General features: G+C 68.4%; 21 protein-coding genes. 9 read left to right on the top strand and 12 right to left on the bottom strand.

Translation table 11 applies throughout. From position 1 onward, the window contains the following. Positions 1-413: 413 nt before the first annotated feature. The 4 genes from HEP75_RS04000 to HEP75_RS03985 all read right to left on the bottom strand — a co-directional run bounded on the left by HEP75_RS04000 (position 414) and on the right by HEP75_RS03985 (position 3,643). On the bottom strand, positions 414-968 hold the full coding sequence (locus tag HEP75_RS04000) for a GyrI-like domain-containing protein (RefSeq protein WP_185825536.1): 555 nt from the start codon (positions 966-968) through the stop codon (positions 414-416). Beyond that, positions 958-1,638, bottom strand: a complete 681-nt coding sequence (locus tag HEP75_RS03995; protein WP_185815267.1) for a DUF1287 domain-containing protein — start codon at positions 1,636-1,638, stop codon at positions 958-960. The genes HEP75_RS04000 and HEP75_RS03995 overlap by 11 nt, the downstream gene beginning before the upstream one ends. Positions 1,639-1,702: 64 nt before the next feature. Then, a complete protein-coding gene (locus HEP75_RS03990) occupies positions 1,703-1,993 on the bottom strand; it encodes a hypothetical protein (RefSeq protein WP_185815266.1) in 291 nt (96 codons plus the stop codon). A gap of 285 nt (positions 1,994-2,278) precedes the next feature. Further along, positions 2,279-3,643: a glutamate--cysteine ligase gene (locus HEP75_RS03985; RefSeq protein WP_185815265.1), complete on the bottom strand. Its 1,365-nt coding sequence runs from the start codon at positions 3,641-3,643 to the stop codon at positions 2,279-2,281. A 220-nt stretch (positions 3,644-3,863) separates the two neighbouring features. On the opposite strand from HEP75_RS03985, the gene HEP75_RS03980 reads away from it, so the two are divergent. From HEP75_RS03980 to HEP75_RS03970, 3 genes are all read left to right on the top strand, one after another. Continuing rightward, the gene (locus tag HEP75_RS03980) at positions 3,864-4,559 is read left to right on the top strand and encodes a VIT family protein (protein ID WP_185815264.1); all 696 of its coding nucleotides are present in this window, start codon (positions 3,864-3,866) and stop codon (positions 4,557-4,559) included. 328 nt (positions 4,560-4,887) lie between these two features. Next, positions 4,888-5,718, top strand: coding sequence for a helix-turn-helix domain-containing protein (locus HEP75_RS03975; RefSeq protein WP_185815263.1), 831 nt, complete (start codon positions 4,888-4,890; stop codon positions 5,716-5,718). A 112-nt stretch (positions 5,719-5,830) separates the two neighbouring features. After that, the gene (locus tag HEP75_RS03970; protein WP_185815262.1) at positions 5,831-6,823 is read left to right on the top strand and encodes an MBL fold metallo-hydrolase; all 993 of its coding nucleotides are present in this window, start codon (positions 5,831-5,833) and stop codon (positions 6,821-6,823) included. Between the two features lie 438 nt (positions 6,824-7,261). Here HEP75_RS03970 and yihA read toward each other — a convergent pair whose 3' ends face one another. Further along, positions 7,262-7,885 (bottom strand): ribosome biogenesis GTP-binding protein YihA/YsxC, encoded by a 624-nt coding sequence (yihA, locus tag HEP75_RS03965; protein WP_185815261.1) that lies wholly within the window; start codon positions 7,883-7,885, stop codon positions 7,262-7,264. Positions 7,886-8,014: 129 nt separating this feature from the next. On the opposite strand from yihA, the gene HEP75_RS03960 reads away from it, so the two are divergent. From HEP75_RS03960 to HEP75_RS03945, 4 genes are all read left to right on the top strand, one after another. After that, complete coding sequence (locus HEP75_RS03960) at positions 8,015-8,830, top strand: c-type cytochrome (RefSeq protein ID WP_185825535.1); 816 nt, start codon at positions 8,015-8,017, stop codon at positions 8,828-8,830. Positions 8,831-8,915: 85 nt separating this feature from the next. After that, entirely contained in the window at positions 8,916-9,557 is a 642-nt protein-coding gene (locus tag HEP75_RS03955; protein ID WP_185825534.1) for a thiol:disulfide interchange protein DsbA/DsbL, read from the top strand. A gap of 118 nt (positions 9,558-9,675) precedes the next feature. Then, the gene (locus HEP75_RS03950; RefSeq protein ID WP_185825533.1) at positions 9,676-10,503 is read left to right on the top strand and encodes a thiol:disulfide interchange protein DsbA/DsbL; all 828 of its coding nucleotides are present in this window, start codon (positions 9,676-9,678) and stop codon (positions 10,501-10,503) included. Positions 10,504-10,531: 28 nt separating this feature from the next. Further along, a complete protein-coding gene (locus HEP75_RS03945; RefSeq protein ID WP_185825532.1) occupies positions 10,532-11,299 on the top strand; it encodes an endonuclease/exonuclease/phosphatase family protein in 768 nt (255 codons plus the stop codon). A gap of 227 nt (positions 11,300-11,526) precedes the next feature. On the opposite strand, the gene HEP75_RS03940 is transcribed toward HEP75_RS03945, so the two are convergent. Continuing rightward, positions 11,527-14,412: a TonB-dependent receptor gene (locus tag HEP75_RS03940; RefSeq protein WP_185825531.1), complete on the bottom strand. Its 2,886-nt coding sequence runs from the start codon at positions 14,410-14,412 to the stop codon at positions 11,527-11,529. Positions 14,413-15,061: 649 nt separating this feature from the next. Between HEP75_RS03940 and HEP75_RS03935 the strand changes: the two genes are divergently transcribed. Then, the gene (locus HEP75_RS03935; RefSeq protein WP_185825530.1) at positions 15,062-17,017 is read left to right on the top strand and encodes a transglycosylase SLT domain-containing protein; all 1,956 of its coding nucleotides are present in this window, start codon (positions 15,062-15,064) and stop codon (positions 17,015-17,017) included. A 24-nt stretch (positions 17,018-17,041) separates the two neighbouring features. Here HEP75_RS03935 and HEP75_RS03930 read toward each other — a convergent pair whose 3' ends face one another. Beyond that, complete coding sequence (locus HEP75_RS03930) at positions 17,042-19,885, bottom strand: alpha-L-rhamnosidase (RefSeq protein WP_185825529.1); 2,844 nt, start codon at positions 19,883-19,885, stop codon at positions 17,042-17,044. Positions 19,886-20,087: 202 nt separating this feature from the next. On the opposite strand from HEP75_RS03930, the gene HEP75_RS03925 reads away from it, so the two are divergent. Next, on the top strand, positions 20,088-21,323 hold the full coding sequence (locus HEP75_RS03925; RefSeq protein ID WP_185825528.1) for a multifunctional CCA addition/repair protein: 1,236 nt from the start codon (positions 20,088-20,090) through the stop codon (positions 21,321-21,323). 62 nt (positions 21,324-21,385) lie between these two features. On the opposite strand, the gene HEP75_RS03920 is transcribed toward HEP75_RS03925, so the two are convergent. The 5 genes from HEP75_RS03920 to HEP75_RS03900 form a co-directional block, all read right to left on the bottom strand. Then, positions 21,386-22,048, bottom strand: a complete 663-nt coding sequence (locus HEP75_RS03920; RefSeq protein WP_185825527.1) for a hypothetical protein — start codon at positions 22,046-22,048, stop codon at positions 21,386-21,388. A gap of 181 nt (positions 22,049-22,229) precedes the next feature. Continuing rightward, on the bottom strand, positions 22,230-23,282 hold the full coding sequence (locus HEP75_RS03915) for a S41 family peptidase (RefSeq protein WP_185825526.1): 1,053 nt from the start codon (positions 23,280-23,282) through the stop codon (positions 22,230-22,232). A 48-nt stretch (positions 23,283-23,330) separates the two neighbouring features. Next, positions 23,331-24,140, bottom strand: a complete 810-nt coding sequence (locus HEP75_RS03910; protein ID WP_185825525.1) for a fructosamine kinase family protein — start codon at positions 24,138-24,140, stop codon at positions 23,331-23,333. Between the two features lie 170 nt (positions 24,141-24,310). Then, on the bottom strand, positions 24,311-25,456 hold the full coding sequence (gene nagA / locus HEP75_RS03905) for an N-acetylglucosamine-6-phosphate deacetylase (RefSeq protein ID WP_185825524.1): 1,146 nt from the start codon (positions 25,454-25,456) through the stop codon (positions 24,311-24,313). Beyond that, positions 25,456-26,484 (bottom strand): SIS domain-containing protein, encoded by a 1,029-nt coding sequence (locus HEP75_RS03900; RefSeq protein ID WP_058360658.1) that lies wholly within the window; start codon positions 26,482-26,484, stop codon positions 25,456-25,458. The genes nagA and HEP75_RS03900 overlap by 1 nt, the downstream gene beginning before the upstream one ends. Positions 26,485-26,490: the final 6 nt, after the last annotated feature.

Raw genomic sequence — 26,490 nt, 5'->3', positions numbered from 1 at the left:
CTTTTCCATTGCACATCGCCTGAATTAGGCCGAGCCGCGACGCAGCTTCGGCTTGAATGACGTGTCGGACGCCACACCGAACCACGCGATGCACGTGAGCGTGACTGGAAACACTACGCCTCCGACCGGAAGTTGGGATTAGATGTGTAGCTCCCAGGAACGATCTCGCCACGGTCATCCACGCGCCAGGCGCCCTTGATTGCGTGAGGCGGAACTGCGCCATTCGGGTCGTACCGACTTGAAATCTCGTACACCCATCCGCCCGGATTGGCTTTTGCTTCACGGACCATGTCCTCCGGGAACGCGTGGCGCGGTTCCGCAGCGCCTTTGGAGAATAGATTTCTGAAAATTTTCATGAAGCCTGGTGTCCGAGTTACGCAGCGCCGCAAAGCGGCGTCGACCTGAACAACTTGTTAGGCCTTGGCGGCTGGCCCGAGTGGGAGATACACATCCGTGATCATTTCATGCTCTTGAACATCCGGACCGACGTTGACGTAGTGGAAAAAGATGGGAAACGCTCCGCTGACCTCGCCGCTGTTCGGAAGCCAAGCGCGACCGAGGTATTCGGCGGTGGCGTTATGCCGGCGAGAGCCCAAATGCCGCGCGAACGCGCAACGAAGGCGGGGAATGACCTTGGCCACCACCCCTTCTTCGTTCGGCTCGATCGTGCCGTTGTACGACACACAGAAGTCGACACGGTGCTTCTCGGGAGCAACGCGAGCAGGGTCAGTGTGATGAACTCCAAACGTGCGGGCAAGCTGAGGTGAAATGCCGTTGCGTATACGCCACAGGATCAGACGCTTGGAGCTCTCGTACTCCAACTCTGGCGGCCCGTAATGCTCAACCGCGGCCACGGCGGTTTCGGAGAACTCGACGATTTTCACTTCCATAAAGCTTTCTGGCAGGTCCAACGCCTGAATTAGGCCGCGCCGCAAAGCGGCATCGGTTTGAGAATTGTTAGGCGTCATCGGGAAAGTAGCGAAAATGGCCTACTATCTTATAGGCGAAGAGGATGTCGTCTTCAGCAGTGCCGGCACCAATATTGTGGAGTATCAGGAGACGGTCGCTGCTTGGCGCATGGCGATCCGAGACGATTCCGATGTGGGGCAATCCGCCAGCCAGCCGCCACGTCACCAAGTCGCCGGGACGATAGTCCACGGCACGGTCGCTGATCGGCAGCGATGCACCCTCGCGGGCCAGGAACCGCTCGATGTTGGGCACCCGCCGATGATCGATGTTGCTGTCGGTCGATTGGCTTCCCCAAAGCTGCGGATACGCCGAAAAATTCCGACGCATGTCCTCATGGATCAACTGCTGAAAATCGATCCCGAGATGCCTGTAGGCGCGAATGACGACATCGGTGCAGACGCCACGGTCGTTGGCGACATCTCCGCCCGGATAGGCGATGGTGTAGTACTTGGGATCGTAGATCTCTCCCAAGGACATTCTTTCTCGGCTGGCCGCAATGATGGCACGGGCATCGGCAGGCAAGCTTGGCCGAGCCGGCGCGCGGGCAGCCGAATCATCGGAAGTGGACGCTCGTGGAGCACGGATCTGCTCCTCTTGCTGCGGCTTGCACGCGGTGATGGCGAGTGCGATGCAGATACTGGCACCGACAATTACACGAAATTTGGGCATGGCACCTGACACCAAAATTAAGCAGCCCGCAAGGCGGATTCGTTTGAATGAACTGCTGGGCATGCTAGCGCGTCACAGCATCCCGCCATTCGAGCAACTTACGCGCCGCCAAATCCGAGCGGTCTTGCGTGTCGGGAAGGCCCATATTCTGGTCGGCCAGTTGCACAAGGTGCTTTGAGATTTGAATGGCGTCAGCGCCGTCCCAAAGTAGGCCACAGACATGATCGATATACCCGTCGTACTCGTCCCTGGCCTGCACCGATCCGGATACGCCGATCGGATCCCATATGTAATGCAGGACCTCACCTACAGCACGTCGCAACACTTGCTCCTCGGGTCCCAATCGATCTTCCATGGCCTGCCTGACTATTGTTGGACCGCCAAGCGGTCTTGCGCCGAGTATCCACCATCGATGGCGGCCTGGAAAAAAGCCGTTCCTATATCAACGACTTACCGGATGGCCTGCAGGCAATTCTATCGGCGCGAGGCGCGACCCGTTCGTGACGGCGACCCACGCTCCCGAGGACAGGCCGGCGCGCTTGAGGCGCTTATCTCGCGATGTTGCGATCCAAGCCGCTCCGCAGAGCAGGCAGCGACGCGCAGGACAGCGACCGCATCGAACGCAGCCGGCGGTCTCCGATCAGTAAGCGAACTCAGTGAATACCGGATCGACGTTTTCCTGCCAAGCCCCGTGATACAGCGCCAGCTTGCGCTCGGCCGCGGTCTCGCCGGCGTGCAGGATCTCCACCAGCGGTTCCAGGAAGCGCGATTCGTCCTGGCCGTCGCCGTTCAAACGGGCGCGGCGGCGCAGGCCGTTCAGGGCGATCTTCACCGACTCGGCGGCGAGGTCCTGCACGGTGCCGTTGCGGAACGGCAGCTTCAGCGCCTGCTTCGGCACGCCGTCGCGCAGCGCGTGGCGTTCGACCAGGCTGAAATCCTTGACCAAGTCCCAGGCTGCGTCCAGTGCGGCATCGTCGTACAACAGGCCGACCCAGTACGCCGACAGCGCGCACAGCCGGCCCCACGGGCCGGCGTCGGCGCCGCGCATTTCCAGGTATTTCTTCAGCCGCACTTCCGGGAACGCGGTGGTCATGTGATCGGACCAGTCGCGCAGCGTCGGCAGCGCGCCCGGCAACGCCGGCAGCTTGCCCTGCATGAAGTCGCGGAAGCTCTGCCCGCTGGCGTCGACGTAGGTGCCGTCGCGGTAGGAGAAGTACATCGGCACGTCGAGCAGGTAGTCGACGTAGCGCTCGTAGCCGAACCCATCTTCGAACACGAAGTCGAGCATGCCGGTGCGGTCGGCGTCGGTGTCGGTCCAGATATGCGAGCGGTAGCTGAGGTAGCCGTTGGGCTTGCCCTCGGTGAACGGCGAGTCGGCGAACAGCGCGGTGACGATCGGCTGCAGCGCCAGCGACACGCGGAACTTCTTGATCATGTCCGCTTCGCTGGCGTAGTCCAGGTTGACCTGCACCGTGCAGGTGCGGGTCATCATGTCCAGGCCGAGCGAACCGACCTTGGGCATGTAGTTCTTCATGATCTGGTAGCGGCCCTTGGGCATCCACGGCATCTCGTCGCGGCGCCACTTCGGCTGGAAGCCCATGCCGAGGAAGCCCAGGCGCAACTCGTCGGCGACCTGCTTGACCTCGTTGAGGTGGCTGCCCACTTCCACGCAGGTGTCGTGGATGGTTTCCAGCGGCGCACCCGACAGCTCCAGCTGCCCGGCCGGTTCCAGCGTCACCGAGGCGCCGTCGCGCAGCAGCGCGATGGTGTGCCCGCCTTCGCGCACCGGCTCCCAGCCGAAGCGGGTCAGGCCGGTGAGCAGGGCCTCGATGCCGCGCTCGCCTTCGAAGGTCGGCGGGCGCAGGTCGTCCAGGCGGAAGCCGAACTTCTCGTGTTCGGTGCCGATGCGCCACTGCGCTTCGGGCTTTTCTCCGGAGGCCAACACCTCGACCAGTTCGTTGCGGTCGGTGATCGGCGTTTCGGCAACGTGGCTTGGGCTCGACAAGGGCAGGCTCGCACGGAAGATGAGGCGATGTGGGGATGGAACGCCCGCCTCGCAAGGCCCGCACTATAACGTGACCGGCGCCAAGCCCACATCGCTACCAGCGGTGCTGCAGCATTCCACGGATCCGCCCGGTCGGCGCCGGCGAGAGTGAGACGCAGCACCGCCGGCCGCGCCGCCCTCGGCTAGGCTGCAGGCCTGTTCTCCGCCATGCAGGCCTCCGATGCGCCCCGCCCATTCCGAACTGCATCGCGCCGATCGCGCCGGCTGGCTGCGCGCCGCGGTGCTCGGCGCCAACGACGGCATCCTGTCGGTGGCCGGGCTGGTGGTCGGTGTGGCCAGCAGCGGCGCGCCCGCGCCGGCGGTGCTGGCGACCGGTATCGCCGGCCTGGTCGCCGGCGCGATGTCGATGGCCGCCGGCGAATACGTCTCGGTGCAGTCGCAGGTGGACACCGAACGCGCCGACCTGGCGATCGAGCGCCGCGAACTGCGCGAGGATCCGCACAGCGAGTTGGAAGAACTGGCCGGGATCTACCGCCAGCGCGGGCTGGACGCGGCGCTGGCGCGGCAGGTCGCCGAGCAGCTGACCGCGCACGATGCGCTGGGTGCGCATGCGCGCGACGAACTGGGCATCACCGAGACCCTGCGCGCGCGGCCGCTGCAGGCCGCGCTGGCATCGGCGGCCGCGTTCTGCTGCGGCGCGGCACTGCCGATCCTGGCCGCGCTGCTGGCGCCGGCCGGGCGCCAGGTGTGGGTGACGGTCGCGGCGACGCTGCTCGGGCTGTCGCTGACCGGCGCCTTGGCGGCACGCGCCGGCGGCGCCTCCGGTGCACGCGGCGCGGCGCGCGTGGTGTTCTGGGGCGCGGCGGCGATGCTCGCCACCGGCGCGGCCGGCCGCCTGTTCGGCGTACAAGTCTGATCCGACGCTGCGCAGCCTGGACCAGGGCGATTCCTTTCCGGCACGGCAGCGAGCCTGGCCGCCTCGATCAAGCGGCGGCGACGCGTAACGCCAGGGCGACACCACCGTCGCGACTAGAGGGCACCTCTAATAACCCCCAAAAGCTCTGTCTAAGCACTCGCAAGTGATTGATGTGTCTAGCGTGCAATTCTCGGATTGAGGTTATTAGAGGTGCCCTAGAATCGCCTTCGGCCGCGACCGCTTCTGATCGGAAATGCGCCGACCGCGGACCGCATCGCGCGCCGACGCCGCGCATGCGGCGCTGCGCACTGCGGTAGCATCGCCAACGATGGCCGACACCCACGACCCCGAATTCCTGCTGCTCGCGCAACTGGCGACGCTGGCGGAGTGCGAGCGCGCCGAAGGCTATGCCTGCATCACCGCGCGCCGCGAACACGGCGCAAGCTCGGTCGCCATTCCGCGGCCGCAGCTGGCGATCCTGCTGCAAGGCCGCAAGCAGGTGCGCACGGCGACACAGACGCTGGAATTCGCGCCGGGCGATCTGTTCCTGGTCACCCGGCGCTGCCGCATCGACGTAGTGAATATCCCCGACCCGCACAGCGGCATCTATCTGAGCGCGGTGATCCCGTTGTGCGAAGAAGCGCTGACCGCCGCGCGCACGCTGTGGAACGAACCGTTGCCGGCCGCCGGCGAGGAACTGGCGCGGCTGCGCACGGTCGAGTTCGGCAGCGCGCTGCTGCAGTGGCGGCAGGCGCTGCAGGACGGCCACTACACCGAAGCCAGGCTGGCGCTGGCGTCGCTGGTGGTCGCATTCTGCCGCCGAGGCCATGGCGGCTTGCTGTTGCCGCCGGCCCCGAGCATCGCCGCGCAGGTACGCGACTTGATCGCGGCCCAGCCGCAGCGCGCGTGGCGATCGCGCGATCTGGAAGACAGCCTCGGCCTGAGCGGCGCCACTTTGCGCCGGCACCTGGCCGGCGAGCGCACGTCGTTGCGCGAACTGATCACCGACGCGCGCCTGGCGCATGCGATGGAACTGCTCTACACCACCCGCTGGCCGCTGAAGACGGTGGCCGCACGCGCCGGCTATCGTTCCACGCGCAGCTTCAGCCAGCGCTTCCAGCAGCGCTACGGCCTGGATCCGGCGAGCATCGGCAACTAGAACCCGTTCGCAACCCAGCGAGCGCCGCGCGCAGCCGAATGAGCGAATCGCGCAGCGCCGTCCGCGCAGCATGCGGGCACCGCGGCGAATGCCGCTTCCGCTGGAACTCTCGATGCCTGTTTCCCTATCGCGCCCGCTGGCCTTGCTGGCGCTGGCCGCCGTGATCGCCTTGCCGCTGCCGCCGTCCGCCCATGCCGCCGCGCCGGCCGCGCCCGTCCAGCAAGTCCCCGGCGTGTACCGCCAGGCGATCGGCAGGCTGCGCGTCACCGCGCTGTTCGACGGCACGGTGCCGCTGCCGCGCGCGCAGTTGTCCAATCTGGACAGCGACGCGATCGCGCGCCTGCTCGACCACCGCTACGTACCGGAAACCGAGAAGGGGCTGCAGACCGCGGTCAACGCCTACCTGATCCAGGACGGCACGCACCTGACCTTGGTCGATACCGGCACCGCCGCCTGCTTCGGCCCCGGCCTGGGCCAGGTGCTGGCGAACCTGCGCGCGGCCGGCTATGCGCCGGCGCAGGTGGACGACGTGCTGCTGACTCACGCGCATCCCGACCACATGTGCGGCCTGCTCGATGCGCAGGGACAGGCCGCCTACCCCAACGCCACGGTGTGGCTGAGCGCGGCTGATGCCGCGTACTGGCTGGATCCGGCCAGCGAGGCGAGCGCACCGCAGATGCTGAAGTTCGCGTTCCCGCTGGCGCGCGCGGCGGCGGCGCCGTACCAGGCCAAAGACCGGCTGCGCCGCTTCCGCCCCGGCGATGCGTTGCCCGGCGGCGCGGTGGCGCTGGATACGCATGGGCATACGCCCGGCCACGTGTCCTATCGCTTCGATGGCGGCAGCGGCCAGCAGTTGCTGGTGTGGGGCGATCTGGTGCACTACCACGCGGTGCAGTTCGCGCAACCGCAGGCGTCGTACGAGGCCGACAGCGACCGCGCCGCGGCGATCGCCGCGCGCAAGCGGACCATGGCCCAGGCCGCCGACGGCGGCTGGTGGGTGGCCGGCGCGCATCTGCCGTTCCCGGGCCTGGGCCACGTGCGCCGCGACGGCGACGCGTTCGCCTGGGTCCCGGCCGAGTTCGCGCCGTTGCCGGCCATGCCTTGAGGGCGGCCTGCTTTCGGTGGGAGAAGGAAGAACAGCCGCGGTGCGCCTGTGCCTCTCTCTCCTCGGCGACCGAAGGAAGTCCCGTGGGAGAGAGGGGTTGGGGTGAGGGTCCGGCGCGAAAGCGTCTCGCGGAGTTTGGGGCGCGAGGCTGCGCCCGTACCCTCATCCGGCCCTGCGGGCCACCTTCTCCCGACGGGAGAAGGGAGCAGCCGCTAGCCCCTCTCCCACCGGGAGAGGGGTTGGGGTGAGGGTCCGGCGCGAAGCGTCTCGCGGAGTTCGAGTGCACGAGGCTGCGCCCGTACCCGCATCCGCCACTGCGAGCGCCCGGCATCGTGCATGCGATGCATGCCAACGCAGACAAGACGACCGCGTCCGCTATTCGCGATCGATCGCAAGCAGCGCATGCACGAAGACACCGGAGGTCCGGCGCCGCCGCGCTCATTCCGCGGCGGTCGGCTCCGTGTCCAGCCCCAGCCAGCCGCCGACGATGGCGCGCGCCTCGTCCACGCCCTGGCGGGTCTCGCCGGAAAACAGCTGCACGCTGACCGTGTCGCCGAAGGAACTGGACAGGTCCTTGCGCACCTGCTGCAGCGCCTGCGCCTGCTGGCCGCGGCCGAGCTTGTCGGCCTTGGTCAGCAGCGCATGCGCCGGCAATCCACGCTGCACCGCGTAACCGAGCATCTGCCGGTCGTAATCCTTCAGCGGGTGGCGGATGTCCATTACCACCACCAAGCCGCGCAGGGCATCGCGGGTGCGGAAATACTTGTCGATGAACGACTGCCAATGCGCCTGCAGTTCCAGCGGCACCTTGGCGTAGCCGTAGCCGGGCAGGTCCACCAGATAGCGCTCGGGCTGGATCTGGAAGAACACCAGCTGCTGGGTGCGGCCGGGGGTCTTGGACACGCGCGCCAGCGCGTTCTGCCGGGTGAGCGCGTTCAGCGCGCTGGATTTGCCGGCGTTGGAGCGGCCGGCGAAGGCCACCTCCCAGCCCCCGTCCTCCGGCAGCTGCCGGGGATTGTGGGCGGAAAGCAGGTATTGGGCACGTTCGATGAGGAGCGACATGGCGCTAGGATCGCACGTCCGCCGCTCCGGGCGGGGTTCGTTGACCGGCAGGGCGCCGCACAGGGATAATCGCGCGAGTGCGGTGGCCGACCTGGCAGCCGCGGGTCGGGTCACACGGAGCTTCAGCTAATGCGCCACGCTCGCGTTCTTGCCTTTGCCGGTCTAGCAATTTCCATCGCGGTCGCGTTCGCGCAGACCTCGGTGGTTCCCATTCCAGACAACGCACCGGTGCGCACCGCGCCACTGGAAGGCGACGTCGGCAAAGTCGCCTGGGGCGATCCCAAGGCCGGCCAGGCCAAGGCCGCCGCCTGCGCCGCCTGCCATGGCGCCGACGGCAACCCGGCGCTGGCGATGTATCCGCGCATCGCCGGCCAGAGCGAACGCTACAGTTCGCGGCAAATGGCCTTGATCGCGCACGGCGAGCGCACCTCCGGTGCGGTCGCGGCGATGATGCCGTTCGTGCAGCCACTGAGCGCGCAGGACATGCGCGATATCGGCGCCTACTTCGCCACGCAGAAGGCCGGTGCCGGTATCGCCGACGACGCGGTGGTCAGCGAAGGCCCGTACGCCGGCATGAAGTTCTACGAGGTCGGGCAGCAGCTGTACCGCGGCGGCGATCCGGCGCGCGGGATTCCGGCGTGCATGGCCTGCCACGGCCCCACCGGCGCCGGCAATCCCGGCCCGGCGTATCCGCACCTCGGCGGCCAGCACGCCGACTACGTGGCGCGGCGCCTGCAGGAATACCAGTCCGGCACCACCCAGGAACGCGACCAGACCATGTTCAAGATCATGGCGCAGGTGGCCAAGCCCCTGACCGAGCAGGAGATGAAGGCGCTGGGCAGTTATCTGCAGGGCCTGCACGACCGTGCCGACGACGCGGCCGCGGCGCAGGCCGCGCCGGCAGCCGCCGCGCCGCAACAGGCCGCGCCTGCGCAACAATCCTGAGCGTGCGCCGCCGTCGCGGCGCCGGACCGCTTCCCCCTCGCGCCGGTCGTCACGACCGGCGTTCGTTTTTTGCCATGGAGATCGCATGAACCGTCTGCCCCGCCTGCTGCTGTGCCTGCTCACCCTGTTGCCGCTGAGCGCCTGCGCGCAGCCCAAGACCGCCGCCGTGGTCGAAGGCGAGGACTACGCGTTGATCGCCAAGCCGCAGCCGTTCGCGCCGCTGGCCGGCAAGATCGAAGTGGTGGAGGTGTTCGGCTACACCTGCCCGCACTGCGCGCACTTCGAGCCGATCCTGGAAGAGTGGACGCGCAAGCAGGGCAAGGACGTGCGGGTGACCCTGGTGCCGGCCGCGTTCGGCGGTTTCTGGGACAGCTTCGCCAGCGCCTTCTATGCGGCGCAGAAACTTGGCGTGCAGACCCGCAGCCACCATGACCTGTTCGAGGCGATCCACGACAAGCACAGCGTGCCGGTCCAGAACGTGGCGCCGGAAGAGCTGGCCGCGTTCTATGCCGCGTACGGGGTCAAGCCGCAGGACTTCGTCGCCGCCTACAGCAGCCCGCAGGTGGCCGCGCAGGTCAAGGCCGCGCGCGACTTCGCCGCGCGCAGCGATATCCCCGGTACCCCGGCGCTGGTGGTCAACGGCAAGTACCTGGTCAAGGGCAAGAATTTCCAGGACATGCTGCGCATCGCCGATGCGCTGGTCGCCCGCGAGCGCGCGGGCAAGTAATCCCGCGCGAACCCGCAACACGGCGCTTCATCCACGCCATGGCATCATGCCGGGGTTGCCTGCCGCGCGTTTCGGCGCGGCCGGCGTTCTGCCCCCCATCCTGCTGGAGATGTCGCCGATGAAGACCCGCTTCGCCCTGACCCTGATGGCCCTGCTGCCGATCCTGGTCGCATGCAAGGCCCAGGACGGCTCTGCCGACACCGTCGCCCCGGCCGCCGACGCGCCTGCCGCAGCGCCGGCTGCGCCCGCCAGCGACGCCGCGCCGGCCGCCACTGCCGACACCGCCTCCACCCCGGCTACCGATGCCGCTGCGCCGCCTGCCGCCGATGCGCCTGCCGCGCCGGTCGCGGCGCGTGCGCCGAGCGGGGCCGAGCCGGTCGCCGGCACCGACTATGTCGACATCGCGGGCGGCCAGCCGTTCCAGCCGACCAATGGCAAGATCGAAGTGGCCGAAGTGTTCGGCTACGTGTGCCCGGCCTGCGCGCGATTCCAGCCGCTGATCGGCCCGTGGAAGGCCGGCCTGCCGTCGGATGTGCACTTCGTCTACGTGCCGGCGATGTTCGGTGGCCCCTGGGACGACTATGCGCGCGCGTTCTACGCTGCCGAGACGCTGGGCGTGCAGGAAAAGACCCACGAGGCGCTGTACAAGGCGATCCACGTCGACGAGACCCTCAAGGGCGAGCGCGGCAAGGACTCGGTTGAGGACATTGCCGGCTTCTACGCCAAGTACGGCGTGGACGCCAAGCAGTTCGCCGACACCATGGGTAGCTTCGCGGTCAGCACCAAGACCAGCCGCGCCAAGCAATTCGCCATGCGCAGCGGCATCACCGGCACGCCGTCGCTGATCGTCAACGGCAAGTACCTGATCAAGGGCAAGGACTACAACGACATCCTGCGCATCGCCGATCACCTGATCGCGCGCGAGCGTGCGGCGCTGGCCAAGTAAGCTCCCGCTCCCACCAGGCCGCTCTGCCGTGACTGCCCCCGCCACCCGCACGCTGCGCGTGCTCACCGCCAATATCCAGGCCGGCTCCAGCACGCGCCGCTACAGCGACTACGTGACCCGCAGCTGGTCGCACGCGCTGCCGGCGGGGAGCAAGCGCAGCAGCCTGGATGCGATCGCGCAGCTGGCCCGCGAGCACGACATCGTCGGTCTGCAGGAAAGCGATCCGGGTAGCCTGCGCTCGGGCTTCACCAACCAGACCCACTACCTGGCCGAGCGCGCCGGCTTCAACTATTGGAGCCACCAGCCGAACCGGCGCATGGGCGGCGTGGCCTCCAGCGCCAACGGCCTGCTCAGCCGGCTGGAGCCGGTGGAAGTGCAGGACCATCCCCTGCCCGGCCGGCTCGGCGGGCGCGGCGTGCTGCTGGCCAAGTTCGGCGACGGCGCGGAAGGATTGGCGATCGCGGTGGCGCATCTGTCGCTGGGCGCCAACTCGCGCGCCTCGCAGTTGGCGTTCATCGCCGAATTGCTGTCCGACCATCCCAACGCGGTGTTGATGGGCGACTTCAACTGCGTCGCCGACCGGCCCGAAATGCAGGCCCTGTACAAGCGCACCCGGCTGCAACCGCCGGGCTGCGTGGTGCCGACCTTCCCCAGCTGGCGCCCGCAGCGCGCGATCGACCACATCCTGGTCAGCGACGGCCTGCGCTGCAACGAACAGCGCGCGCTACCGGCTGCGTTCTCCGACCACCTGGCGGTGGCGACCGAGATCGAAGTGCCGCAGGGGATGCTGCGCTAGCCAGCTGCTGCGTTTGCTATGCGGAATGCATTCGCTGTGCCGCTGCCGCCGAGGTCCCTGTAGGAGCGGCTTCAGCCGCGACCGAACATTACCGGTAACGCCCGGTCGCGGCTGAAGCCGCTCCTACAGAAATGCGGCGACTCGCAAGGAATTGTGGGAGCGACTCTGGATGGCCTAGGCCACCAAGAATCGCTCCCACATTCGGCTTCAGGCGAAGCGCAAGCGCCCTAGAACTTCAGATCCGCACGCACATACAGATAACGGCCGCCCGGGATGTCGTAGGTGGACGCGTCGTAGCCGTTGAGCGAGCACGACAGGCAGATCGGCGGATCCTTGTCGAACACGTTGTTGACGCCGCCGCTGACGGTCAGGCCTTTCATCCAGTCGAAGCGGTAGCCCAATTGCACGTCGTGGTAGGTGATCGCATCCAGCGTGTTGGTGCCGGCGGCCTGGTTGCTGCACACCGGGAACGCCACCGCGTCGCCGCACTGCTCGGTCAGTTCGGAAATATGCCGCACCGTCCACGAGGCGTTCCAGCGGTTCAACGACCAGTCCAGGGTCAAATTGCTGGTCCACTCCGGGATCGAGCTGTCCACCACTTCCACGCCCGGTTCCTGCGGCTGCACCTGGCCGGCGGCGCCGGTGGCGACGTAGCGGGTGACGAAGGTGTTCTGCCAGCCGATCTTGAGCCGCCCGGCCGCGGTTTCCGGCGAGGTCCAGAACAGGTCCACGTCCCAACCGTCGGTCTTGATCGAGCCGAGGTTGGTCAGGCGGTTGTTGAAGCCGTTGATGCCGCCGGTGGAGGCGCGGGTGATGCCGTCGCAATAGGTCGCGTCCAGCGTGTCCGCGCACAGGTCGAGCTGGGTCTGCGCGTTGATCGCCTGGATCGCGCCGTCGATGTCGTGGCGGTAGAAGGTCACCTCGACGTCGAAGCGGTCCGACCACGGCACGTTGCTGGCGAACCACGGGCTCCACACGAAGCCGGCACTGAAGCTGCGTGCCTTCTCCGGTTCCAGCGCGCGGTTGCCGCCGGTGGTCACCGAGATCTGCGAGTTGGCCTGCTGGTAGCCGGCCGGCACGCCGAGCGCGGCGCAGTTCGCTGCGCTGCCGCGCGGCGCGGTGCCGCCCAGGCCGATCGAGCACGGATCGGACAGGGTCAGGTCGGCGCGCGCGGCCGAGCCGTACAGCTCGCCGATGGTCGGTGCGCGGAAGCCTTCGGCATAGCTGGTGCGCAACACGAAGTCCGGCGACACCTGCCAGCGCAGGCCGTACTTCGGGGTGAACTCGCCGCCGAAGGTGGAGTAATCCGAATAACGCCCAGCCAGGCTCAGGTCCAGCTTGTCGCCTAGCGGCGAGTCGGCAAAGATCGGCACGCTCAGTTCGAGGTAGGCCTCCTTGACGTTATAGCTACCCTCGGTCGGCAACGACGGCACGCCGTTGTAGTGGCCGATCACGGTCAGCGGATCGGGCTGGTACCAGCCTTCGTACTTGCGGTATTCCACGCCGGTGGCGAAGGACACCGCGCCGGCCGGCAGGGTGAACAGGTCGCTGCTGAGGTTGGCGGTGAACTGGGTCAGCTCGTTCTGGCTGCGGTCGTGCACCACCGGCTGGATCCAGCGCAGCATTTCCGGGGTGATGCTGCCGGCGCCGCCGAAGATGTCCAGCGGCACGCAGCCGGCCACCGCCGCACAGGCCGCCGGGTCGCCCAGCGCCAGGTTGATGTTGTAGATGTTGTAGCTGCCGTAGTTGGTCTGCTCGGCCTTGTTCTTGCTGTAGGCGCCGTTGACGTCCCAGAACCAGGTGCGGTCGGCGCTCTCGAAACTACCGATGAAGCCGGTGCCCACGTACTGGGTGTCCACGCGCTGCTCGAACACGCGCGCGCCGCCTTCCACCGGCCGCCGTCCGATCATGATCAGGTTGCTGGACGAATCCAGGTCGAAGCCGAACGGGTTGTACGGATTGGCCGCGGAAATGACGATATTGTCGGCCAGCGGATTGCCGGTGCCGGCATCCGGGCCAAGGAAGATCGGCTCCGGCCCGGCCTGGTTGGTCGACTCACGACGGTTGCCGAGCACTTTCAGGTACCACTGCACGTCGTCGTTGAAGAAGTAGCGGAACTGGCCGAACACGCCCTTGCGCTCGGACGGGGTCAGCAACAGGTTGGAAGCGGCGAAGTTGTAGCGGTCGCTGGTGCCGAAGCAGTGGTAGCCGTCACTGCGCGTGCAGCCGGCGCTGCCGTCGTAGGTCGGGGCGCCGGCACCGCTGTTCGGGGTCAGGTCCTGCTCGGCGCCGGTGATCGGATCGACGAAGATGAAACGGCCGTCCGGCGTGGCCGAGCTGCCGAAGCTGAGCCCGGTGCCGGGCACCGGATACAGCGACTGCTTGCGGTCGCGCGCGTAGATCGGATCCTGCTTGGTGTAGCTGGCGCCGAGGAACAGGCTGGTGCGCTCGGTGCTGTGGCCCCAGGCCAGGTCCACGCCCTTGCTGGCACCGTCGCCCTTGTCGAACTGGCCGTAGTTCAGCGTGACCTGGCCGCCGTCGAACTTGCGCCGGGTGATGATGTTGACCACGCCGGCGATCGCGTCGGAGCCGTACAGCGAGGAGGCGCCGTCCTCCAGCACTTCGATGCGCTCGACGATGGCCAGCGGAATGGTGTTGAGGTCGGTGGCCGCGCCCACGCCGGACGCCGAGGACTCGTTGACCCAGCGCATGCCGTCGACCAGCACCAGCACGCGCTTGGCGCCCAGATGGCGCAGATCCACCTGCGCCGAGCCGGCGCCGACGCCGCTGCCGTCGGGCGGGAAACCGAAGTTGCCGGAGGAGTTGAACTTGGTGTTCAACGCCGAGCCGGAGGCGGTCAGTTCCTGCAGCACATCGGCGATCGAGGTCAGACCGGTGCGTTCGATGTCGGCGCGGCTCAGCGTCTGCACCGGCACCTGGCCCTCCAACTCGGCCTTGCGGATGCGCGTGCCAGTGACCTGGACGCTGTCCAGGGTGGTGGCGGATTCGGGGGCAGCGGGCGCGGCCTGCTGGGCGATCGCCAGCGCGGGCGAACCGGCCAGCAAGGACAAGGAAACCGCGAAAACCAAAGGATGGCGGTGCAGGCAATTCATCCGTCTCTCTCTCCAGAAAGGATGTGGGTCGGCCGCTGCGACCCCCTGCACCGCGACGGCGTGGCCTACCTTGTAAACAAAACGTAAACCCTAAGCAAGCAATCGGACCGCGATTCGGACAGTCCTGGACCGACTGGACGATTTCGTAGACATAGCGACAGTCCATCAGGACGCGCATCACGGCCGGCGCGGGACAGCGCGCGCCAGGCGAGCGAGTGCCGGGACATGGGGGAAGCCAACGGCATGCGGATCGCGCCGGCCGGTTCGGGGAGGTGCGGGGACCACGTGCGCGGTGTTCTTGCCGGCACAGCCGCGGCGCGGACCATGCGGGCGACATGGCCGCACGCATCGCGACAGTGCGCACGGTCGCGACACCGCATCGCGGCCTTCGACGGTACGAGGCGGACACGGCGCGAGGCAGCGCCAAGCGTGCGGCAAGCAAAGCGCATGGCGACAGTCCAATGCATCGGCACGCCAAGCACAGATGACGCCTGATCCAGCCTGCGCCTATGCCGCGCCCGACAGCACTGCGCAGGCTGCGGCGAGCCAAAGTGCAACCTCTGCATATCCCTGCCCCGCTGCGCTCGCGCCGCCATCGCCGCGGCGCCCTTGCCGCGCCGATTCATCGGCGTTCGGTATAGTCCCGCGCATGAAATTGCGCACGTCTCTCCTGCTGCTCGCCGCCGCGTTGTGCGGCACCTCCCCTGCCCTCGCCCAGACCCTGGACGCCCAGCGTCCTGCGCTGCGCGCGGCGATCGACGCCGCCGAGCGCGGCCAGTTCGATCCCGCGCAAGCGGCCGCATTCAAACAGCACCCGCTGTACGGCTGGCTCGAATACGCCAACCTGCGCCGCACCATCGACCGCGTCTCCGATGCGCAGGCGCAGGATTTCCTCAAGCGCTACGCCGGGCAGCCGGTGGCCGAGAGCTTCCGCACGCTGTGGTTGCCCGCGCTGGCGCGGCGCCAGGATTGGCCGGCGCTGCTGGCCAACTGGAAACCCACCGACAACACCGGCCTGCGCTGCGCCCAGCTCAACGCGCGCCAGGCCACCGGCCGCGCCGACGCGCAATGGGTCGACGAGGCGCAGGCGCTGTGGCGCAGCAGCGGCAAGTCGCTGCCCGATGCCTGCGACGCGGTGTTCGCGGTGCTGCAGGCGCGCGGCGGCATGACCGACGCGTTGCGCTGGACGCGCGTGGAAGCGGCGGCCGATGCGCAGCAACCGGCAGTGATGCGCAGCGCCGCGCGCGGCCTGCCCGCCGCCGAACTGGCCCTGGCCAACGACTACGCGGCGTTCCTGGACGCGGTGCATACGCGCGCGCTGACCTGGCCGAAGACCGAGCGTAGCCGCAAGGTGGCGGTGGACGGCCTGGAGAAACTGGCCAAGACCGATCCGGACGCGGCCGAGCGGCAGTTGCCGCAATTCGCCCAGGCGCTGCAGCTGAGCGAAGCGCAGCGCGGCGAAGTGCTGTACCAGATCGCGTTGTGGACGGTGGCCTCGTACGGCCCGGATTCGGCGCGCCGGCTCAACGCGGTACCCGAGTCCGCCTACGACGAACGCCTGCACGAATGGCGCACGCGCGAAGCGATGGCGCGCGGCGACTGGCCAGCGGCGCTGGCGGCGATCCGCAAGATGGCGCCGGCACAGCGCAACGATTCGCGCTGGCAGTATTTCGAGGCGCGGCTGGCGGAGAAGACCGGCAATGCCGGCGAGGCGCAGCGCCTGTACCGCGAGGCGGCCAAGTCCGCCACCTTCCACGGCTTCATGGCCGCCGACCGGCTCAAGCAGCCCTACGCGCTGTGTCCGTGGGAACCCAACGACAACGCCCAGGCGCAGGCCGCGGTGGCCCGCGATCCGGCGCTGGTGCGCGCGCTGGAACTGTTCAAGATCGACCGCGCGGCATGGGCCGTGGCCGAATGGAACGACGCGCTGACCCGCTTCGACGACAGCCAGCGGCGCATCGCGGTGGAAGTGGCGCGCGACAACGGCTGGTTCGATCGCGCGGTGTTCGCGCTGGGCAAGCTGCCCGACGAGCAGCGCCTGTACTCGCTGCGCTTCCCGCTGCACCACGACGCCAGCATCCGCCGCGAAGCGGGCAAGAACGCGATCGACCCGGCCTGGGTCGCCGCCGAGATCCGCGCCGAGAGCATCTTCAATCCGAACGCGCGTTCGCCGGCCAATGCGATGGGCCTGATGCAGGTATTGCCGGCCACAGGCGCCAGCGTGGCCAGGAACCTCGGCCTGGCCGGTTACGGCGGCGCCGCCAGCCTGTACGACCCGGACACCAACATCGCCATCGGCACCGCCTACCTGCGCCAGCTGTTGAACACCTACGGCCTGCCGTACCTGACCATCGCCGCCTACAACGCCGGCCCCGGCCCGGCGGCGCGCTGGCAGACCCAGCGCCCCGGCCACGACGCCGACTTCTGGATCGAGACCATCAGCTACAAGGAAACCCGCGAATACGTCGCGCGCATCCTCGCCTTCAGCGTGATCTACGACTGGCGCCTCAACGGCGACGCCCTGCCAGTCAGCGAGCGCATGCTCGGCAAGCTGGATGCGCCGCGCAAACGCTTCGTCTGCCCGCTCGACACGGCGCCACGGTGAACGCTGTCCCCCGGGCAGCGGCGTTCACCGTGGTGCCAACGGCGCCTCCAAGCCATAGCGGCCCGACCCCAAGGTCAACGCGACCTGCCCCTGCCAGGCGTCGACCCGCAGCACACCGCCGGCATGCGCCAGCGGCCGCCCGCCTTCCCTGATCGCCGCGGCCTCGGTGGTTGGCAGGATGACCTGTGCGGTGGCGCCAGGCGGAATCGCCACATCCAGCCACAACCGCTGCCGGTCCTGGTGCCACACGCTTTCCACCCGGCCCAGCGTACTTTCGTAGGCCACGCTGGCATGGTCGACCGCGGCGACCGGCTGCGGCGCGATGCGCAGCGGCAAGCCGCCGTCGGCGCGTGCGAAGTCCACGCTGACACCTCCCAGCCCACCATACAGCCACGCCTCGGCATGGCCGAGCATGAAGTGGTTCAACGACTGCGCTGGATTGGCATCCCAGGCTTCGGCCAGCGAGGTCATGCCATGCGCGAGCTGATAGCCGTAGCTAGGCCGATCGGTGAGCGCGAGCATCGCCATCATCACGTCCGCGCGGCGGTATTCGGTCAACGCACGCACCACGTAGTGAAAGCCGACATCGCCGGCGGTGACCGCATTCCCGTCGGCACGGATCGTCGCGACCAGATTCGCCAGCACCTCCGCTTCGCGCCCGGACGGCACCAGGCCCACGACCAGCGGCATCGCCTGCGCGGTCTGGCTGCCGCGATCGTAGCGGTTGCGTGCAGGATCGAATAACCGCGCGTTGTACGCATGCTTGACCGCAGCAGCACGCTGGCGGTAAGCCTCGCGCTCTGCGGCCGGACGGCGCAGGATCGCGGCGATCCGCGCCATCGCATCCAAAGCCTCGTAGTAGACGGCGGTCGCGGTAACCGCCTTGCTGGTCAGCTGTGCCTCGCCCGGCTCCTTGGGGCCGATGTCATACCAGTCGCCCAGGCCATAGTCCAAGATGTCGTCGTGCGCTTGCCGCTGCAAATACGCCAGATAGCGGCGCATGCCCGCATAGTTCTGCTCCAGGATGTGCGGATCGCCATAGCGCCGGTAAGCGGCCCAGGGGCTGAGCACCGCCGCGATGCCCCACTCCGGCGAATCGCGGAACGCGTTATTGCGGCCGTGGTCGGCGAAGACGGTGTACTCGGGCGCGATCGACGGCACCAGGCCATCGTCGAGCTGGCTGTCCAGGATGTCCTGGCCCATTTTTTCGTACAGGGTGATCGCGTCGAGGTTGTACAGCGCGGTATCGGCGTTGAGGTACGTCTGCTCCAGCCAGCCGAGCTTCTCGCGGTGCGGGCAGTCGGTAAAGATGCTGACCGTATTGCTGAGCAAGGCGCGTTCGATGATGCGATGGGTGTCCACCAGCAACGGCAGGCTGCAATCGAAGCGGCCGCTGCGTGGCAGATCCGCGTGCATGAATTCGCCATGCAGCGCCTCGATCGCCGGCATGTCGGCCTGCGCCTGCGCGGCCGGCGCCGCCCCTTCCACCTGCAAATAGCGGAAGCCGTGATAGGTGAAGCGCGGGTGGAACGTCTGCGTGCCGGCGCCATCGACGGTGTAGCTGAAATAGGTGGCAAAATCCGCCCGCGCACCGTAGCTGCGCTGGCTGACCAGGCCCGCGGCATCCAGCGCCTCGCCCGGGGTCAGGCGGATCGTCTGCCCGGCGCGCCCGGCACGCACCTGCAACCGTGGCCGCCCGGAAAAGTTACTGCCAAAGTCATAGACGTACACGCCCGGCCGGGGTTGCTGCACGGCCACCGGCGCGAACGTCTCGACCGGCAGAACGGACGGCGTGGCCTGCGCCCGCAACGTGCCTCCCGGCCCCTCGCCACGGATCACCGACGTCCACCCGGGCAGCTCGCTGTGCGGCGTGTCCCAGCCGGCGGTCGCGCGGCGCGCGTCCACGTCTTCGCCGCCATAGATCGACGAGAACGTCACCGGACCGGAGCGCGACTGCCACGCCTCGTCGCTGAGCAGCCATTGCTCACTGCCATCCTCGAACAGCACACGCAACTGCGCGATCAGGGTAAGTGCGCCAAACGAGCCGACGAACTTGGTGTAGCGGCCAGGACGATCCGGCACGTTGTACATGCCATTGCCAAGCATCACGCCCAGCGTGTTGGCGCCGGCCAGCAAGTGCGGGGCGAGATCGTAGGTGTTGTACAGCACCGTCTTGCGGTAATTGGTCCAACCCGGGTCCAGCGAGGCGTGCAGCGCCTGTCCATTGAGTGACAGCAGGTACTGGCCGAGTCCACTGATCGATAGCAACGCCTGACGCACACGCTTGTCGGCTGGCAAGGTGAAACTGCGCCGCAGCAGCGGCAGCGCCTCGGCCCCGTCCACCGGCGCCGGCACGATCCAGCGCGCGCGCCAGTCCGCGGCGGTGAGAATGCCGGTGGCGAACGACGCCGGTTCGCTCCACGCCGAGGCGCGGCCGTGCCGGTCCCAGACCCGCAGCGACCACCAGTAGCGCTGCTGCGAGCGCAGCGGCAGGTCGCGGAACGGCGTGGCGCGGGTGTGCTCGCCGGGGACCCGACCGCTGTCCCACACATCGGCGCGGCCGGCGCGCAGCGACTCCAGCGACGAGGCGACGCGCAAGTGATATGCCTGCTGGCGCAGATGTCGCGCGCCGTCCTGCACGCCCTGCAACTGCCAATCGAAGCGCGGGCGCAAGGTATCGATGCCCAGCGGCGCGATACGCCATTCCACGCGTGGCGCGCGGATACCCAACGCTACCGGCGCGACGCTCTCGCCAGGTTCGCCGGCCAACGCATTGACCAACGCCGATGCTGGCGGCAAGATCGCCATCGACTTGAGCAGACGGCGGCGCTGCTGTGAACAGCCGCCCTCTGGGCCTTCGTAGTTCATGTCGTGCCTCTTGCAGTTCGGTAGCCTGCTCGCCGCCGCCGCCGCCGCCGCCGAGCATAGCAGCGCACAAGCGCGGCACACACGCCAGGCGCCGGAAGATGCAGACGCCGCGAGAATCAGGCACCATTGGCCGCCATCGCGGCGCAGTCCCACACGCGTCCCGGTTTCATCACCCAGCAATCGCGTGCCGCGGGGCTTTTCGATGCATGTCTATCTGGTTGGCGGCGCTGTCCGCGACAGCCTGCTCAAGCAGCCGCCCGGCGACCGCGACTGGGTCGTGGTCGGCGCCACGCCGCAGCACATGCTGGACCTGGGCTACAAACAGGTGGGCCGCGATTTCCCGGTGTTCCTGCATCCGCACAGCGGCGAGGAATACGCGCTGGCCCGTACCGAGCGCAAGTCCGGGCGCGGCTACCACGGCTTCGTGGTCGACGCCGACCCGTCGGTGACGCTGGAAGAAGACCTGCAGCGGCGCGACTTCACCATCAACGCGATCGCCCGCGACGAGGACAGCGGCACGTTGGTGGATCCGTATGGCGGCGTGCGCGACATCGAACAACGCGTGCTGCGCCACATCGGCCCGGCCTTCGGCGAAGACCCGTTGCGCGTGCTGCGCGCGGCGCGCTTCATGGCGCGGCTGGCGCCGCTCGGTTTCAGCGTGGCGCCGGAAACGCTGGCGCTGATGCGCGAGATGGCGGCCAGCGGCGAACTGGACACGCTGGTGCCCGAGCGCGTGTGGCAGGAGCTGCGGCGCAGCCTCGCCTCGGCGCAGCCGTCGGCATTCCTGCGCACGCTGCACGATGCCGACGCGCTGCGCAGCGTGCTGCCGGAACTGGACGCGCTGTACGGCGTGCCGCAGCGCGCCGAATACCATCCCGAGATCGATACCGGCCGCCACCAGGAACTGGTCAGCGACATGGCCGCGCGGCTGGCGCCGGGCGATGCGCTGATCGGCTTCGCCGCGCTGACCCACGACCTGGGCAAGGCGCTGACGCCACCCGCGGAATGGCCGAAGCATGTGATGCACGAACAGCGCGGCGTCGCCCCGCTACGCGCGCTGTGCGAACGCCTGAAGCTGCCGCAGGAACATCGCCAGCTGGCCGAGATCGCCTGCCGCGAGCACTTGAACGTGCATCGCCTGGCCGAGCTGCGCGACCGTACCGTGCACGAACTGCTGCAGCGCTGCGACGGCTTCCGCAAGCCCGAACGCATCGCGCAGCTGGCACTGGTGTGCGAAGCCGACAAGCGCGGCCGCCTCGGCAGCGAGGACGCGGACTATCCGCAGGGCCGCGAACTGCAGCGCCTGCACGCCGCGGCGTTGGCGGTCAACGCCCGCGACCTGGCCGCGCAAGGCCTGAGCGGCCCACAGATCGGCGAGGCACTGGCGAAGGCGCGGATCAAGGCGATCGCCGCGGCGCGTGACACGCCCGCGGACTGATGTGGCCGGGCACTATGTCGCATCCGTCTGTTGCAGGCGTCGCTGGATTGCGATGCCGCAGCTCAGGTAAATTGAACGAAGAAATACCCAGCTTCGTCGCCTTCCTTCATCTTCTTCGCTCGGTTGTCGGCGAACACATAGCCGATGCCGCCGCCGAAAATTCCTTCGTGGCGCGAACTGATTCCAGCGATGTCGGCGTCCAGGAGTTGGGCCAGGAAATAATAGCGCGGGCTCTCGTACAAGGGATCCTGCAACCAGCCAGGGCGACCTAATGCCTTGCTGAGACTGGCGCCACTATCAGGATCATCCAGCTCTTCGGACATTTGTTCATCGGTGAGGGGTTGCTGGGCGATGTATCTACGCGGAATCGGATCTTCCAGCATCGGCGGCGAAAGCTCGACAGGTGCCAACGTGTGCAGCAGAACCTTGCTGTGCCCCTGCGCCAGCTTTTCCATCTCGCTCTGTTGGTGGACGGCCAATTGACGCAACGATGACCGCTTGTACGTATCGCCTTCGCGCACGACGGAAACGAATACCGTCAGAGCCATGTCCGGCGGGATAAAAGAAGTTCCCAGGAAGTTCGATGTCACCATGAGCATCGGCAACATCAGGCGACCGGTCTTCGGATCCTTTGGCCACATATCGAGATCCATGAGCCAAGCGCCACCGCCTACTTGCCCAAGGCCATGGTCTTTTTCGGAGAGGAGAATCTGGTTGATGCCCATGGCCCACTAGCCTTCAGAAGCTGCTTGCCGTTTGGCGACGGGTATGGATCACCGGGTCGCTGCTTGTGCGTATCGTAGGTAATGCAGTGTTTGCCCGGTCGGCATTGCCCCCCTGCCTACCGCCGCCCGCAGCTCGAAGGCGCTCTCGCGCGTGACAGCGTCGGCGCCCAGGTCTGATCATTCAGCGCCCGCCACCGGCGCAGCGGCCTTGCGTCGCCAGCCAGGCCTGCGCCTGGCCCACCGTGCTGTCGATCGCGCCAGGGTCGACCGCGACGCGCTGGTCCGGCTGCAACGCCTGCAGATACAGCTGTCCGTTGCGGTCGCGATAGTAGGCGCTGGCGATCGCGAGCATGCTGCCGTCGGGCAACTGCAAGGACATGTTCGCCGACACGCGGCCATCGCTGGGCAGGCCTAAGCTGCGGGTGGCAGTGCGACCGCGAAACGCAACGGCGACCGCTTCGCCGGCACTGGAGGTGCGCGGCCCTTGCAGCACCGCCACCGGCACCTGGGTCAGGTCTGGCCAGCGCTGCGCGTCCGCCAGCGGCATGCCCGATGCCGACCACGGAAGGTTGCTGCCGTCGCGGGGTCGCATGGTGCCCAGCACGCCATTGCCCAGCAAGGGACGCAACGCGGCGAGCATCGGCCACATGTTGCCGCCGGTGTCGTCGCGCAGGTCCACCACCCACCCGCAGCGGGTCTGGGCCGCCGCCGCGGCAATGGCGTTGCCGATGCCGGCGGCGAACGCCTGTTGCGCCGCCGGGTCGGCAGCAGTGAAGCCGGGCATCGCGACGAACCCGGTCTCGCCGCGCAGCACCAACACCAGCGTCGGCGGTGACGCGACAGTTACAGCGCGGGTACCGGTATCGGAACGCATCGCCGCCGTGGCGGCCGGCATCAGGAAGCTGTGTCCGTCGCCAAGGGCCTCGAGCAACGCGCGAATCGCCGGATAGGCATCGGCCGGCGGCGCGCCTGCGCGCACCATCGCGCGCAGGCGCGACTCGGTCCGGACCCAGTCGATGCGATCGACGTGGTAGGCATGCTCGCGCACCAGCGCAATCGCCTTGTCGAGCATCTGCACCGCATCGGCGGTCTGCGCAGCGGACGCTGTCTGGACCTGGGCAGGGGCGACCCGCGGCGCGGAAGCGGCGCTGGCGTCGACGCCAGCCAGGGCATTGAGGGGCAGGCAGGCCATCGCCAACAGGCAGGCGCAGGCACCTGGATAAGCTGATTTCATTCGGCGTCCTTGTCGCAAAGTCGTCCGCTCGCGGCGGGATGCCGAATCCTACCCGAAGCGGCGCAGCACCTGCTCCACCTTCGGACGGTAGCCCGCGCCGAACAGGTTCAGGTGATTGAGCAGGTGGTAGAGGTTGTACAGCGGCGCACGTTCGCGCCAGTCGTTCGCCAACGGCGCGTGTTCGGCGTAGTTGCGCAGCAGTTGCGGATCGGGTTCGCCGAACAGCGTCAGCATCGCCAGCTCGGCCTCGGCCCAGCCGTAGTGCGCCGCGCCGGCATCGATCAGCGCCGGCAGGCCGTCGCCGGCGCAGTGCAGGTTGTCCTGCCATAGATCGCCGTGCAGCAGCACCGGCGGCTGCGCCGGGATCAGCTGCGGCAGGCGCGCGTACAGCCGTTCGAGGCGCGCCATGTCGGCAGGGCCCAGCGCCGCGTTGCGCAGCGCGCGCTCCGCTTGCGGGCGCAGCCGCCGTTCGACGAAGAAGCGATGGCCATCGCAGTCGGTACAGTTGTTCTGCGGGCTGTCGCCGATGTAGCCGTCGTGGTCGAAACCGAAGTGGCCGCCGCGTACGTGGTGCTGGCGTGCCAGGCCCTCGCCGGCGAGCCGGGCGAAGTGCGGATGCGGCGCTGCCGCGCCCAGGTCTTCGAGCAACAGCCAGTCTTCGCCTTGCGCGTACACCTGCGGCACGCGCAGGCCACCCGCAGCGCGCAGTGCGTCCAGGCCGCGCACTTCGGCGGCGAAGAAATCGGCCGGCATCGCGTGGCGACGTTTGCAGATCGCGTCGCGGCCGTCGCGCAACCTCAGCCGGTGCAGGCCGTCGTGCAGCGGCAAGGCGAACAGGTCGGAACCGGCGGTAGGCATCGGCTCAGGCTAGAGGGCTTTCGCTTGGGTGCGATCGGCATTCACGGTGCAGCGCGTCGCGACTGAAGTCGCTCCCACAACTGGATCGAAATCGCCAGCACGCCGGCGACGAACGCCACCCGCTTGCGCGAGGGCGGACGCGCGCGGCGCACGATCGGCAACGCCGCCGATTATTCCACCGCGCCCGCGATCCAGGTCTGCCGCACCTGCAGCGCGTCGTCGAGCAGCACCAAGTCGGCCTGGTAGCCGGGCGCGATGCGGCCGTAGCGGTCGTCCAGGCCCAGGCATTGCGCCGGATACAGCGAGGCCATGCGCGCGGCTTCGTCCAGGCTCACGCCCAGCCACTGCACGCTGTTGCGGACCGCGCTGGCCATGTCCAGCGCCGAGCCGGCCAGGGCGCCGGCCGCGTTGCGCACCACGCCGTCCACCTCGGTGATGGTTTCGCCGTACAGGTCGAAGCTGGGGCTGTCGGCGCCGACCATTGGCATCGCGTCGGTGACCAGGAACAGCGTGCCGCGCGGCTTGGCCGCCAGCGCCACGCGCAGGCTGGCCGGATGCACGTGCACGCCGTCGACGATCAGCCCACACCAGGCGTGACGGTCTTCCAGCGCGGCGCCGACCGCGCCGGGATCGCGTCCCTGCAGCGGCGACATCGCGTTGTACAGATGGGTGAAGCCGCACACGCCCGCCTCCAGGCCGGCACGGATCTCGTCGTAGCTGCCGGCGGTGTGGCCGGCGAACACGCGCGCGCCGGCAGCGGCCAGCGCGCGGATGCTGTCGACCGGCAGCCGTTCCGGCGCCAGCGTGATCAGGGTGACGCCGTTGTCCAGCGAGGTTGCCAGCGCCAGTTCGGCGGCGTCGGGCACGCGGAACTTGTCCACGTTGTGGGTGCCCTTGCGCGCCGGCGCCAGGTACGGCCCTTCCAGGTGGATGCCGAGCACGCCCGGCACGCCCTCGGCGATGGCCTGGCGGGTCGCGGCGATCGCCGCGCGCATCACCTCGACATCGTCGCTGATCAACGTCGGCAGGTAGCCGGTGGTGCCGTAGCGGCGATGCGCCTGGCCGATGCGGCGCAGCGCCTCGACGTCGGTGCTGTTGTTGAACAGCACGCCGCCGCCGCCGTTGACCTGCACATCGATGAAACCCGGCAGCAGCGTGCCGCCGCCCAGGTCCAGCTGCGTCGTCGCCGCAGCCACGCGCGCGTCGCCGTCGTCGAGCAGCGCGGCGATGCGCCCGTCCTGCAGCAGCACGCTCACGCCATCGAGGAATCCGTCCGCACCGAGCACACGCGCATTGCGCAGCGCCGTCGTCGTCATTACACCGTCTCCGTCACTTTGTTCAGATGCGGCGGCAGGTCCGGGTTGTAGCCGCGGCGCAGCGCCAGCGCGTTGATCGCGCGGTAGAAACTCTGAATGGTCAGCAGCGGCGCGCACACCGGATGCGGCGCGGCGACCAGCGGCAGATCGCCGTCGGCGCTGGCCAGCCACACCTGCGCACCGCGGCCGCGGAATTCCTCGGCCAGGCTGCTGGTGCCGGCGCCGGTTTCGTCAGGCTGGGCGAAGGCCAGCACCGGGAAGCCGGGGCCGACCAGCGCCATCGGTCCATGCTTCACTTCCGCCGAGCTGTAGGCCTCGGCATGCAGGCCGCAGGTTTCCTTGAACTTCAGCGCCGCTTCCTGCGCCGCGGCCAGGCCCAGGCCGCGGCCGAGCACGAACAGGTTGTGCGCATCGACCAGACCGTCGGTGAGCGGCCGCCAATCGGCCTGCCACGCGGCGCGCAGCGCCTGCGGCAGCGCGTCGAGCGCGGCGAGCAGCGTCGCATCGTTCTTCCAGTGCGCGCCGAGCTGCAGGATCGCCGCCAGCGAAGCCAGGTAGCTCTTGGTCGCGGCCACGCTCTTCTCGGGGCCGGCGCCGAGCGCGATCACCGTGTCGGCCAGCTGCGCCAGCGGCGAATCCTCGACGTTGACCAGCGCCACCACGCGCGCGCCGGCGGCCTTGGCGGCCTCGGCGTTGCGCAGCAGATCGGGACTTTTACCGGACTGCGAGATCACCACGTACAGCGCGCCGCGCAACTGCAGCGGCGAGGCGTACACCGAGCCCACCGACGGCGAGGCCGAGGCGGTGACGACGCCGAGCTGGGTCTCGAACAGGTACTTGGCGTAGGTCGCGGCATGGTCGGAACTGCCGCGCGCGCAGGTGACCACGAACGGCGGTGGATCGGCGCGCAGCGAAGCGGCCAGCGCGCTGACCACGGCATGGTTGCGCGCGAACTGCGCGGCGACGACATCGGCGGTTTCCGCGGCTTCGCGGAACATCAGGGTTTCGGTTTCGGTGGGCAGTGCCATGGGCAG

It is taken from the genome of Xanthomonas sp. SI (assembly GCF_014236855.1).
In the GTDB taxonomy this organism is placed as follows: domain Bacteria; phylum Pseudomonadota; class Gammaproteobacteria; order Xanthomonadales; family Xanthomonadaceae; genus Xanthomonas_A.
The sequence above is the reverse complement of the archived record's forward strand: the minus strand, read 5'-3'. Positions and strand labels throughout refer to the sequence as shown.